A 13,198-nucleotide genomic window follows, 5' to 3' on the forward strand; every position below is an offset into this window, starting at 1 on the left:
ATAGCGAATATACTTATACAAAATGTTATTCGGTGTATATAACATAATAGACTCCACATATAAGTCATGCTAGCAAAATCATGGAAAATATATCATCCATCTATGGCAAAATAATGTAAATCTTTGAATTCATCATCCCAAAATGTAAAAGAAAAGATATGGGTATCATCAAAGGTTTGCTCGCAATAGGTTACAGCATCACGTTCTGGTTCAATAATAGGCATACCAATGCGTGATTTCATGTCATCAATAGTTATATCACCATACCAATCTCGTATTTCGTTATAAATGAAAGTTACAATTGCATCTATATTTTTATGGTAATTAACAGCTAATAGCTTTGCCGTATCTAAATTAGTATCTGTTGGTTTCTCATCCCAGCAAAACTGTATTCCTTCATAGAATATGGTATATTGCCTTAACTGTTCATCATAAATTACAGGATTAATCATCGTTTGTACCCTTTACATAGCTTTCCATCTTCGGTCTTAAATCTAGTACGACTTCCCAATCATCTAATGATGGAGCCTTATGATGTGCAATAAATTCTTCTATAATCTGTAATGCCTCTTGAGGGCCTAGCTCATTTTTACCGTATATTATCGCACCCTGCTCACCATCATTAGTTACACTAAGCTCTATATGTAATAAATCGGTATCTTGATCACTACAAACTTGTACAAAGTTATACATTTTATTATCTATGGAAATTGCCTTTGCTGGAGAGATAACTACAAAATCCTGCTCTTGATTCTCAATAGCGTAGAGATTTTGCTCAACCTCATTCAATGTAATTCCTTCATACTTATAGTTACCTACATCAATTGACCAGTCTGTATAAGTCTTCTCAACTGCATCTGCCATATGTATCTCCTCAACTTTACAATATACATTAGAATAAGGTCTCTAATTGACTTGACATATCTGCTATAAACTCATCAAACTTACAAAGCTCTCGTAACTCTTGATGCTCTATATCATAACAACTGATCTTTTTAGACTTAGGATCCCATACAATTTGCCAATCATTATACTCGCCTAGCTCTTTAGATAGTCGTAATAGTTTACGACGACCCAATTTAAACGGAACTGTATCAAGTAAAGGTAAAAACTCAACGGATATAAAATCAGAGTCTGGTAATTCAAAGTAAAGATTATCTTCCTCTAAAAACGATACTAACACTTTTGGTAATTTAAAGGGTTTTAATTGATCCATTTTATTTTGTTTATCATGGTACTCCGTAGGCTCTAATGTTTTAAAGTACTCCGCCATTTCCATATCGCCACGTTCAATGGCAATGCTATAAGGACGCATACCATCCTTTTCTGTAATGGTCACATCCGCACCATGTTCTACCAAATATTTGCACATCTGTAAGTCTACATAACGAGCAGCTACACATAATGGGGTTGGCTTAAAAGGATACACAGAATCAGGCTTATTGTAATTAATATCTACACCATTATGAATAAAGAAATCTAGAACCTCATAATTGTTCTCTGTTATGGCATTTCTGAAAGCTTTACCGCCATATTTTTGTACTGTATGGCCTAAGTCATGAATCCGTTGTAAGTTCTCATATTTCTTGCCATATAAAGCAGCCTGAAATGCATCTACATCAACAGAGTTCAAGGCATGAATATTAGCACCATGATTCACAACATAATCTATTACCTTTTGATCAGCATACCGTACAGCTAATAAGAAACTTGGATTTTCTTCATAATTTAAATCTGCTCCATGTTCAACTAACCATTGAACACTAGGAAAACAGTTCATTACTAATGCTAATTCTAGTGGGGAATACTCACTGTACTTCCCCAATTGTATAGGTTTATGAATATCCCATCCCTCTGCTAATGCATTTTCTAAAGCTACGATATTGCCTTTTACGATATCTATTACTATTTCAGATACAGATTCGAACGTACCCAAATCCTTTAACTCTATCATGTCTCTCTCCCAAGAACTATATTTTAAAATGATTATCACTAATTACATTATATTACATTTATAAGTATGAGTGTATAGTAAAAGCCCTCCGCATAAGCGAAGGGCTTAACTATTATTTCTCTTGTACTTGTTTGCCACTCATATGTTCAATAGTAATTTCAAACATCTGTGTTGCTTTACCGTTCCGAGCAATTTGATCATCAGCTAATGCTTCATCAGGATAATATTTCATAGCAAATTCTTTTAATCGAGCTATAGATTCTGGGCCGGCCTCTAATAAACGGCATCTCCCAAATAGTACTGCACTTTGTACATATGGGGCCCATGGTTCAGATTCATCAATACGCTCATCACCATATACTGTAAAACATACTTTATCCGAAGATTTTAATGCATCTACTTTATGACCAGCTTTGGCTCCATGAAAATAAATTTTCTGCGTTTCATTATCATAAAAATAATTAATAGGAATAGCATACGGGTATCCATTATCACCATTCATGGCCAAAATACCACGACGATTAGACGTTAATAGTGCTTCCGTAGCAGCACGATCTATTTCATTTATCTTTTTACGAATTGGTTTAAACATAATATGTCTCCTATTTTATTTACTAATCGTATTTACAAGATACATAAAAGTGCCACTATTAGTATCATCAACTTTGGAGTATTCTTTCCAATGTATAGGATATATACCAGTTAATACTATCGGTGCTTCCATCCCACGCATTGTCCCTTTCCCTGTATTATCGGACCAATTCATGCATCCCGTTTTAATAGAACCATCATCAATAGAGAATTCAGCGTATGTACAATTTGCTTTTATAGGCGGCTTTAAATAAGACATCTCACTAGTTATCTTAATAGTATAACCTTCAATAAAGTTACTACTCTTATCTCTAAACTCCTCTATACGCATTATATCTTTTAAATAGTTATAACAACCTTGATCCTTAGCACCTTGCTCCTTCAATACATATACTTCATCATTTATATTTTTAATACATTTTTTTGTCGTATATTTAAGCTCAATAGGAATCCATTTACCATCTAATATAACAAGAATATCAAGATGTAAATTAGGATTAAATTCAGGGACAAACTCTAGTCTTATATCACAATTTGGATATTCTTCTTTAATTATCCATGCTAGGCTAAATTGAAAGTCTGCTTCTGAATGAAATATTGGTCGCCACTTACTCAGCTGGTTCATTATTTCATCAATATCTAAGGTTAATCCCATACCATATACCTCATTCAACATGATTTAACTACTTATGTTAATTATATTATATTTCTATATATGTTTGTATCATAAAAGCCCCTCGCAAAATGCGAAGGGCTAACACTAATATACTTACTAACAAACTTATATTATTTAATCTATTCATTAAAATACTAGTGATTCTTTTAAAGATTTCCCTCAACTACTATAACAGATGTATGTTGAAGTGCTTCCTTTATCCAAGCAATAAATGTGTTTAAAAACTCTTGCTCTTCTTTACTAAAATTTATAAGATCAACTTCAATATTATGAATTATTTTAATCCAGTCGTCTTGCTTAATCCAATTATCAAAGCATACATCAAAGCTATCTCTTTCAGTATTATCTGATGCATCTATAATAGGATACGCTTTAATAAAATAAGAAACTAAGATATCAAAATCTGGACTATAAACCCGCAATGGATCTCTATAATAATGCCAATCCTTCATACTGGCTTGCTCTACGTGTAAATGTCAATATAAGAATGTACAAAAATGATGATATAAGAATGTACAATTATTTTAATACACTATTCAATTACCAGCTCTACATAATCCCCATCTTCCTTATTGTATACATGCTTATTTACGATTCCAAGTAGTTTCTGTATATCTTCCATATCTGAAGCCGAAAATTCCAAATAACAAGTCTCATCACTGGTATAATTCAAATCTTCATAAAAATCCTGAATCGCCACATAAAATTTTTCTAAAACATCTTCCAATGGATATTGGGAAATATTCCTCGGACTATCTCCTTCTCCTAATTCTGGTTCTTGAACAAATTTTAATGAAGTAACAAAGCAATCACTTTTCATAAAATCGTCATACGTTTTATAGATATGTTCTGCTACCTTTTCGTAATCAGCTTTGTTATATTTTTCATCTCAACCTCCTTAATGTGGTGTGAAAATTATCATTAGTCCCCTACAACTTCAAATTTACGTATCCACATAAATTTATATTTTGTACCATTTCAATATTATACAATTATTACTTATTCGTTTTTCTTATAGTAACTGGGATAAAGAGGGTGTTCAAATACACCATCATCAATCATTTTCTCAATCTTCGATGGCAAATCAACTTTATGTACTTTTTTATAAAGAGCTGTGCTTAAACATTCAAATCCTCCTCCCGAAGAAATATCACCTAAAAAATTTTGAATTGCTTCTATATCGGGATAATGATCAGGATTATGTAGATAACGCATATATTCCTCTAAAACTCGTCTAATGTATAGAAAGTCTTTCAGGCTCATTGTTATTTTTTCCTTATCAGAAATATTATTTAACCCATATTCAATTATGTCTTTTATATCTGCATATTTTCTCATATCTGAATTCAATACATCTTTTCTCCAAATAAACCGAGAGTTTCATTAAATTTCTAATGAAATTATCTCCATAAATTTTGATTTCTCTTTGCTTAAAAATAAATACCATTATATAATTCCATAAACTCTTTAGCAAACTTTGCGATAAGTTCATGATCAAGTGTAGTAGCTAAGATTTCTTCACTATCATTAGCTGTTGATGTCCAAGATTTGCTGTTACAGAAACGCTATCGCATAAAGCATTCGTAATTAAGGACTTCGGTCTATTCCCTTGTCATTAATACAACCGTCTCCTCAACAAATTCAAGTTAGCAAGTACACATTATATCAATAAGAACTTCACGAATGTCCATTATTGGCTATTTAATTTGGTTATCAAGCTCAATACCCTGTTCCGCTAAACCAAAAACTAACTCCTTAAAACTTTCTGCAATAATTTCTAAATCATCAACCGATGTCACATATACATCATGTGGCAAAACAACAATTTTGTCTGTTTCCTTTAAAATACAAACTAAACTTCCATCACCTAAACCGCCAATAGGAAAAACAGTATTATTTGATATGTTGCTTTCTTCGTCGTCGCTATAGTTTGCAATAAAAGCAGGGTATACACAACCTAATTCCTCTAAAGTGAAAATCCATGGATCAACAAAATGGCAGCCACCAAATTCCTTGAGTAAATATCGATATTCTGACGGAATTGGTTCGAATTTGTTTTCAAACTCAGATATGTCTTTTTCGGACTCCGGGTGATATTTGCTGTGCGTGTCAGCCATAACGCTATAAGCTTTTCTTAGTAATTTAATCTCTGCTTTTGTTAATTCCATATGCTTTCTCCAATCAATACGATGAATTATCTTTTGTTCACCTTATCCGCCTTTGAAAATCAGCCCAACAAACGGGAATTGGTTATCCTTTTCCGCAAGCTCCTTTTCCAATATTGCCCTCAACATTATGATAAAATATCCGACACTTTTCCTGCGTAAATGCTTGCACAATTCCATTCAACTACTGAAAATCCATATTCTTTAATAAAATCTTCAAATTCCTTTTTATCCCATTCTTAATACATCTTAAATCCTAAAATAGACATCAAACTTTTTATCATTTTTCTTTGCTTTCCCTCTTTCCATAGAAAAGTGGGGGCGAACAAAGTCCCATTAGGTTTTAACACCCTATATATTTCTTTCATCGCCTCATCCGGTTTAGGCATAATATGAAGTGCATTAGCAATTAACACACAATCAAATTTTTCATACGAATAGGATAATGCTACTGCATCGGCTGTTTCAAATGTAAGTTTTTCGTATTCCCCACGCTTTTTAGCTTCCTGAATCATTTGCTCGGAGAAGTCTGTACCGATCCAACTTTTCGTATGCTTTGAAAGATTAAACGATAATTGTCCTGAGCCACAAGCAAGTTCAAGTACTTCCATGTCTTTATTCAAATGAGGACGAATGTATTCGCAAACTTTATCATATACTCCTTTGTCTTTTTTCATGAAAGGAGCATATAGCTTAGCAAATTTATCCCAAAATTTTTATTGCTTTTATCAATTATTTCAACGCTCCTTTAAATATAAAAATGATCCTATCAATCTTTATATTGAGCCTATTTTCTCATTGATACCTTGCAAGAAAGGAATAATAGCTGTTCCTATACCAAGTAGGAATGTCATAAATGCAGAAAGACATATGCTGTCATTCTTTTCTATTCAATCATTTTGAAGTGTCTCAAGGCATCCATGATAGCTTCTTCTTTTTCAGGTGTACACTGTGGAATAATTTGTTTCTCCTTTTTAGACTTGTTGTAATGTTCTCGTAATTCTATTCCACATTTCCTTTTTATCTGTGTAATATATAATGTCGGAACTTTTAATTCAAATTTATTCCAAACATATTCTTTGATTTGAGCATATGTTGCCTTACTTTCAGCACTGGTCAAATCAAGCTCATCCAGCTCAATTTCAACTTCTATATGCTTATCGACATCGAGTTTGGACAAAAGTGCTACCGTCTCAACATGCGCTGTCATTGGAAACATATCCACTGGTTGTACTTCTTTTAGTTCATACCCGTAGTGTGTAAGGATTTCAATATCTCGTGCCATAGTTGCTGGGTTACAAGATACATAGACAATGCGTTTTGGTTCCATGCCCGCTGCAGAGGTTAGTACTTCTTCTTTACAGCCTGCTCGAATTGGATCGAATACAATCACGTCTGGTCGTACGCCAGCCTTGTAGAGTTTTGGCATTTCTACGGCTGCATCAGCGACGATAAATTCTGTATTCTCATAGCCATTGCGTTGGGCATTTTCACGAGCGTTAATAATGGCTGGTTCTACGATTTCAATACCGATAACATGTTTTGCCTTATGTGCTAAAAATAGTGAAATGGTCCCCGTACCACAATACGCATCGATAACGGTTTCATCCCCTTTAAGGTCTGCATAGGCTAATGCTTGATCGTACAGTACTGTAGTTTGTTCTGGATTAACTTGGAAGAATGAATGTGGGGACAATGTAAACTGTAAGTCCTTAATATGGTCTGTAATCGTCCCCTCACCATAGAGGATATTATTTTTAGGTCCTAATATAACATTAGTTCGCTTACCATTTACATTATGAACAATAGTTTCTACTTGAGGAATTCGTTCTGTTAATTTTTCTACCCACTTTTCTTGGTGTGGTAAGTAATCTGTAGCAGTTACAAGGATAATCATCCATCCAGATTGCCCAATGCGACCGATTACATGGCGCAATATACCTTTGCCTGTCTGTTCATCATAAGGTTCAATATCAAATTCTTTAGCGATTTGATAACATGCTTGAGCAATAATATTATTGCCTTCATCTTGAATAGGACAGTTTGTACCTTGCACGATATCATGAGATCCCATCGCATAGAATCCCATTTGAATATCGCCTTTAGTGCCGCCTACAGGCATTTGCATTTTATTGCGATATGCCCATGGTTCTTTGGGTCCTAATGTAGGCTTAACAAGGTCTGGATTTTGATGACCAATGCGTTCGATAACGTCCTTCACCTTTTGTGTTTTTAGTGAAAGCTGTCCTTCATAGGTAATGTGTTGTAGTTGGCAGCCTCCACAGAATCCATAAAGATCACAACTTGCATCGATACGATTGGGAGCCATCGTAACAATTTCTAAGAGGCGCCCTGTAGCATAGGTTTTTTTAACCATATCAATAGCTACTTTCACAGTTTCTCCAGGTAAGGCAAAAGGCACAAAGACAGTAAAGTCATCTACACGACCTACCCCTTCACCGCTGCTACCGATGCCATGAATAGTTACCAATACTTCATCACCAAACTTAACAGGCGCATTTAAAATAGCCTGTTGTTTTTTAGATAATTGGCCGTTTGTAGCTTGCTGTGAATTAGAGCGATTACTTCTTCTATGTTGTTTAGATTGTTTTTTACGAGATGTACGATTAGTACCGTTCATTACGCGTCTCTTTTCTTCCAAATTTTAATCATACCTGTCACAATAAGAACGAAGAATACAGTGCCGAATTTAACGAGTAATTCTTCACCTTGAATATATGGCATAAGAAGTGGATCTTCCACAATCATTTCGCCTGCAACCCAGCCAAGGAGTGCACCACCAGCCCAAAGAATAGCAGGGAATTTATTAATAATACGAGCAAATAATGTAGAGCAAAATACGATAATTGGAACAGTAATTAACATACCTGCAATAACAAGCTCTAAATGACCTCTAGCGGCCCCTACTACACCAATAACATTATCAATACTCATCATAGCGTCAGCTACAATAATCGTCCAAATGGCACCCATTAATGAATTCTTAGCTTCGATATGTGCATCTTCATCTCCACCTTTTAATAATTGAATGGCAATCCATACAAGTACAAGGCCACCACCTAAGTGGATAAGAGGAATTAAAGTAAGCGCCTCTACTAAAAGGGTAGCAAATACAAGGCGCATTACAATGGCACCTACTGTACCCCAAATTACGGCTTTCTTTTGTAGTTCTGGAGCTAGCTTACCTGCTGCCATACCAATTACTACAGCATTATCACCAGCCAACAAAATATCAATTAAAATAATCTTACCAATGGTCACCCACGTGGCAACTTCTAAAAATTCCATTCTCTACATACCTCAATTCAAACGAGTAATTCAATAACTATCCCTTAACTATACCATAATTTTTCTATTTTCTCACCTAAAAAGAGAGCTATTAGTTTACATAAAAAAATCTCTCCTCCTATGATTAAGAGAAGAGATTTATTCTATTATTTCTTGGTTTTTTTAGCTATCAAAGATGCCCCTACTACGAGGATTACTGCAGCTATTTTGATGAACAGTACATATGGTTCAACACTATGAGCAATCAATGTATCCTCTACTGCCATACCAGCACCTACCCAGCCAAGGATACCGCCGCCAACGTATAGGATAATTGGGAAACGTTCGATGACTTTCACAAATAAAGTACTGCCATAAATGATGATTGGTACAGTTATGAGCATACCGATGGCTACCATTGTCATATGACCACCTGCAGCACCAACTACACCGATAACATTATCGATACCCATGATACCGTCAGCAATAACAATAGTTGTAATGGCTGCGCGTAAATTATCCTTAGCTTCGATATTATGCTCGCTTTCATCATCAGCAACGAGCTTGTATCCGATCCATAAGAGGAGGATACCACCTACTAAACGAAGTGCAGGAATATTGTTCAATGCCTCTACAAATAGGAATGCCATAACAAGGCGTAAAATAATGGCGCCAGCTGTGCCCCAGAAGATGGCTTTCTTCTGTAAATGTGCTGGCAAGTTACGAGCTGCCATACCAATTACAATAGCATTATCGCCAGCAAGTAAGATATCGATAACGATGATCTGAAGCATCGCTAATAAACCTTGTACAGATAAGATGTCCAATGTATCCTCCTTAGAATATAACTATAGTATATATATTATAATCGATATAGTTCAGTAGTGTAAAATTCAATTTGTAAAATATATATTCATTTTTAGCATACTCTATTCATATTAATATGAGAATCATAACACTACAAATAAAAGTTCTAGTATATAAAAAATCATTAATTATAGATTCATAATAGACTAATCAATAATATATATTTAATTCCCAATTCTCAAGGAATTTATCTATTAAATTAGACTACTTTATGATATCGTATAATATATCATTAATAAGGGAGGTAAGTATGTATCAAACATATTCTATATTACAAAAGTTATGGTTGTTCATTAAGCTATTTACTCCTATGTGCATAACGCAATTTTCCCTTATAGGTGGTACATTTATAGCCATCTTTTTAACGGGACAATATAGTACGATAGATTTAGCAGGGGTTGCTACGGGGTATAATTTATGGCTCCTATTCTATATCTTTGCACAAGGAACATTATTAGGTATTACACCGATTATTTCTCAGTTATTAGGGGCTAAGAAAACAGATGATATCGCAACCATCTTCTACCAAGGCCTTTATATAGGTACGGGCTTAGCATTCATCATTTTAATGATTGGACTCTTTGGCTTACGTCCACTACTGACAGCCCTCAATCTTGAACCGGCAGCAGCAGAGGTATGTATTAGTTATCTGAAAGCTTTCGCTATAGGTTTATTCCCTCTACTTTGGGTTAATACATTACGCAATACAGTCGACAGTCATGGATTAACACATTATTCTATGGCCATCGTATTTACAAGCTTTATTGTGAACGTATTCTTGAACTACTCGCTCATCTTTGGGCATTTCGGATTTCCTGAAATCGGTGGTGTCGGTGCTGGCTATGGTATAGCAGGTACTTGCTGGACTAACTTTATTCTCTTCAGCTTAGTATTACTATTACATCCGAAGTTAAAGGGATATCGTATCTTTAAAGACTTCAGTAAACCAAGTTTTCACTACATTCGCGAACAGCTACATATAGGTATTCCTATTGGCTTTTCCATCTTCTTAGAAGCTAGTATCTTTAGTATTGCTGGCCTATTGATGGTTCACTTTGGATCCGCCGTCGTAGCTGCTCATCAATCTGTTATTTCCTTTACCAATGTATTCTACTGTTTACCTCTTAGTATCGCTATGGCCTCTACCATTGCAGTTGCATATGAACTTGGGGCAGGTCGTAAACAAGAGGCTATCCAGTACTCTTATATTTCTCGCATCTTAGCCATTGTATTGGCTATCATGATTTGTACATTTACGTTTACTAATATGGATGCTATTGCAGATCTCTTTACAAATGATGATGAAGTATACAAGCTTATCTACAGCTTCCTTGGATACGGTGTATTCTTCTCTGCTATCGATGCCATAGGTACCCCATTGCAAGGTATATTGAGGGCTTATAAGGATGTAAAAGTAGTTCTTTATATTTCCCTCGTTTCCTATTGGGGCGTATGCTTCCCTACGGCCTATATTCTCGCCAAAAATCCTAATTATGGACCATTTGGCGTATGGATTGGCTTACTCTCTAGCGTACTAGTAGCGGGTATATTATTCACCTGGCGTACTTGGTACATTCAACGTAGACAAAACTAAATAACAATTAATACAGTAAAAGAGCATCTTATGTAAGATGCTCTTTTTTATTTCAATATATCTTGTTTTTCTACTTTGGACATACGGAAGAAATTATATAATGCTTCTGCCGTTTTATAGTTCATAGAGTCTACCTTTGAAAGCTCATCAATAGATGCTTCTTTCATAGCCTCTAAACTATTAAAATGCGCCCATAATGCTTTGCGGCGTTTAGGACCAATTCCTTCGATATGATCTAAAATAGACTCTAAGTTACGTTTACCTCGCAATTTGCGATGATATGTGATGGCAAATCGATGGGCTTCATCACGTATTTGTTGCAGTAATTGAAGCTCTGGCGTATGATGGCTCAAAATGATACTTTCAGATTGCCCTTCTACAAAGACCTCTTCAATGCGTTTAGCCAAGGAGATAACAGGCACATCGGTAACACCTACAGCACGAATTAACGGCAATGCTGCATTGAGCTGCCCTTTACCACCATCGATGATAATAAGGTCAGGCATAGGCCAATCTGTTTCATTACCGTAACGACGTTCCATGATTTCTGCCATGGATTTGAAGTCATCTGGCTTACCTTGCGTAGTCTTTAACTTAAAGCGACGATATTCCTTCTTCGCCGGCTTACCACCTTCAAAGACAACCATAGACGCCACAGTTTCAGACCCTTGCGTATGGGAAATATCGAAACACTCCATGCGTTCTGGTAATCGCGGCAAGTCTAAGACTTCCGCTAATTTCTTAACGGCCCCACCAGTCTTATCGATTTGGTACTGCCATTGACGACGTCGTTCTTCAAGGAAGGTTTCTGCATTCTCATGAGCCATCTTGATCATGTCCATCTTATAGCCACGCTGAGGCACAGATACCTCTACATTCTGCCCTTTGAGCTGTGTAAACCATTCACTCAATAAGTCTCTATCAGAACTATCCATCGGTAATAATAATTCCTTCGGAATGAAGTTCGTATCCCCATAGTATTGCTTGATAAAGTCCGTCATGATTGTTTCTGGACTGTCTCCATCGTGTTGAACAAAGTAATTCTCACGACCTAATAGTCGTCCACCACGAATGAATAATAGCTGTACACAAGCCATAGATGTATCAACAGCAATCCCTAATACATCTAAGTCGCCTCGTTGTGTTACCATGCGTTGCTTTTCTTGTATTTTTTCAATGCTGCTCAACTGATCTCGATACCGTGCTGCATCTTCAAATCGCAAGTCTTCTGCAGCTAATTCCATCTTCTCTTTGATTTCCTTCAACAATGGTATAGGCTTTCCTTCAAAGAGCTCTATGATTTCATCGATGTACTTCCGATAGTCCGGTATAGATATTTTGTTAAAGCACGGCGCTTCACAATAATGCATATGGTATTGCAAACATGGCCGCTCTACCTTCATAGACTTACATGTGCGCAGTGGGTAATATTGACGTATCAATTTCAACACCACATGAACCGATGTAACATCTGTGAAAGGACCAAAGTACTTAGCCCCATCACGTTCAAGGCGACGTGTCATATATACGCGAGGATAGTCCTCTTGAACAGAGATTTTCACATACGGATAGGTCTTATCATCGCGGAGCCGAATATTGTATTTAGGCTCGTGCTCCTTGATGAGCGTATTCTCTAATATGAGAGCTTCCATCTCTGTCTTTGTTTGGATAATCTCTACATCGACAGCACGCTTCATCATAGCTGTAACCTTAGGTGCTCGGTTGGCATCATTACGCACATAAGACCGCACGCGATTTCGCAAATTAATAGCCTTACCTACATAGATGATGCGGTTGTACTGATCACGCCATAAATACACACCCGGTGTAGTCGGCAAATGACTGACCTTCTCTAGTAATTCTTCAGATGGCATATGTCCTCCTTTCCTTATAGATTTCAAGGAAATAGAATACATTCTTACCTAAGATATGTTCATGGTAAATGCTTAAAAAATGTATTCTATTTCCGTTATGATTTTTATAGAAACTAAATTTAATACTTTATTTTGCTTAATTGTAGAATGAAATTGAACAAATAAAAATCCATAGTGAACCTTGTGTTA

Annotated in this window: 14 protein-coding genes and 1 pseudogene; 1 reads left to right on the forward strand and 14 read right to left on the reverse strand. The window is 35.8% G+C overall.

The window, feature by feature from the left end; all coding sequences use genetic code 11:
- Positions 1–92 precede the first annotated feature (92 nt).
- The 13 genes and pseudogenes from QZR70_RS06680 to QZR70_RS06740 form a co-directional block, all read right to left on the reverse strand.
- Positions 93–452 carry a hypothetical protein gene (locus QZR70_RS06680; RefSeq protein WP_105094477.1) on the reverse strand — a complete coding sequence of 120 codons (360 nt, stop codon included), beginning with the start codon at positions 450–452 and terminating at the stop codon, positions 93–95.
- On the reverse strand, positions 445–864 hold the full coding sequence (locus QZR70_RS06685; protein WP_105094476.1) for a bacteriocin: 420 nt from the start codon (positions 862–864) through the stop codon (positions 445–447). Before QZR70_RS06685 ends, QZR70_RS06680 begins: the two co-directional genes overlap by 8 nt.
- A gap of 28 nt (positions 865–892) precedes the next feature.
- Entirely contained in the window at positions 893–1,954 is a 1,062-nt protein-coding gene (locus tag QZR70_RS06690) for an ankyrin repeat domain-containing protein (protein WP_295794001.1), read from the reverse strand.
- A gap of 112 nt (positions 1,955–2,066) precedes the next feature.
- The gene (locus QZR70_RS06695; RefSeq protein WP_295794002.1) at positions 2,067–2,546 is read right to left on the reverse strand and encodes a pyridoxamine 5'-phosphate oxidase family protein; all 480 of its coding nucleotides are present in this window, start codon (positions 2,544–2,546) and stop codon (positions 2,067–2,069) included.
- A 15-nt stretch (positions 2,547–2,561) separates the two neighbouring features.
- On the reverse strand, positions 2,562–3,200 hold the full coding sequence (locus tag QZR70_RS06700) for a hypothetical protein (RefSeq protein WP_295794003.1): 639 nt from the start codon (positions 3,198–3,200) through the stop codon (positions 2,562–2,564).
- Positions 3,201–3,367: 167 nt separating this feature from the next.
- Positions 3,368–3,673 (reverse strand): hypothetical protein, encoded by a 306-nt coding sequence (locus tag QZR70_RS06705; protein ID WP_295794004.1) that lies wholly within the window; start codon positions 3,671–3,673, stop codon positions 3,368–3,370.
- Between the two features lie 80 nt (positions 3,674–3,753).
- Positions 3,754–4,041 (reverse strand): hypothetical protein, encoded by a 288-nt coding sequence (locus tag QZR70_RS06710; RefSeq protein ID WP_295794006.1) that lies wholly within the window; start codon positions 4,039–4,041, stop codon positions 3,754–3,756.
- Between the two features lie 179 nt (positions 4,042–4,220).
- On the reverse strand, positions 4,221–4,571 hold the full coding sequence (locus QZR70_RS06715) for a hypothetical protein (RefSeq protein WP_295794007.1): 351 nt from the start codon (positions 4,569–4,571) through the stop codon (positions 4,221–4,223).
- A gap of 347 nt (positions 4,572–4,918) precedes the next feature.
- On the reverse strand, positions 4,919–5,389 hold the full coding sequence (locus QZR70_RS06720) for an SMI1/KNR4 family protein (RefSeq protein ID WP_012864207.1): 471 nt from the start codon (positions 5,387–5,389) through the stop codon (positions 4,919–4,921).
- Positions 5,390–5,625: 236 nt separating this feature from the next.
- Positions 5,626–6,063 carry a bifunctional 2-polyprenyl-6-hydroxyphenol methylase/3-demethylubiquinol 3-O-methyltransferase UbiG gene (locus QZR70_RS06725; RefSeq protein WP_295794010.1) on the reverse strand — a complete coding sequence of 146 codons (438 nt, stop codon included), beginning with the start codon at positions 6,061–6,063 and terminating at the stop codon, positions 5,626–5,628.
- Between the two features lie 479 nt (positions 6,064–6,542).
- A pseudogene (rlmD, locus tag QZR70_RS06730) lies at positions 6,543–8,027 on the reverse strand (23S rRNA (uracil(1939)-C(5))-methyltransferase RlmD); the annotation flags it as partial.
- Complete coding sequence (locus tag QZR70_RS06735) at positions 8,027–8,695, reverse strand: TerC family protein (protein WP_005386950.1); 669 nt, start codon at positions 8,693–8,695, stop codon at positions 8,027–8,029. The pseudogene rlmD and the gene QZR70_RS06735, both read right to left, overlap by 1 nt.
- A gap of 146 nt (positions 8,696–8,841) precedes the next feature.
- Positions 8,842–9,501: a TerC family protein gene (locus tag QZR70_RS06740; RefSeq protein WP_295794013.1), complete on the reverse strand. Its 660-nt coding sequence runs from the start codon at positions 9,499–9,501 to the stop codon at positions 8,842–8,844.
- A 290-nt stretch (positions 9,502–9,791) separates the two neighbouring features.
- Between QZR70_RS06740 and QZR70_RS06745 the strand changes: the two genes are divergently transcribed.
- Positions 9,792–11,135, forward strand: coding sequence for an MATE family efflux transporter (locus tag QZR70_RS06745; protein ID WP_105085456.1), 1,344 nt, complete (start codon positions 9,792–9,794; stop codon positions 11,133–11,135).
- Between the two features lie 47 nt (positions 11,136–11,182).
- On the opposite strand, the gene uvrC is transcribed toward QZR70_RS06745, so the two are convergent.
- Complete coding sequence (gene uvrC, locus QZR70_RS06750; RefSeq protein ID WP_295794016.1) at positions 11,183–13,009, reverse strand: excinuclease ABC subunit UvrC; 1,827 nt, start codon at positions 13,007–13,009, stop codon at positions 11,183–11,185.
- Between the last annotated feature and the right edge of the window lie 189 nt (positions 13,010–13,198).

This window comes from uncultured Veillonella sp., assembly GCF_900545205.1.
Lineage (GTDB): Bacteria > Bacillota > Negativicutes > Veillonellales > Veillonellaceae > Veillonella.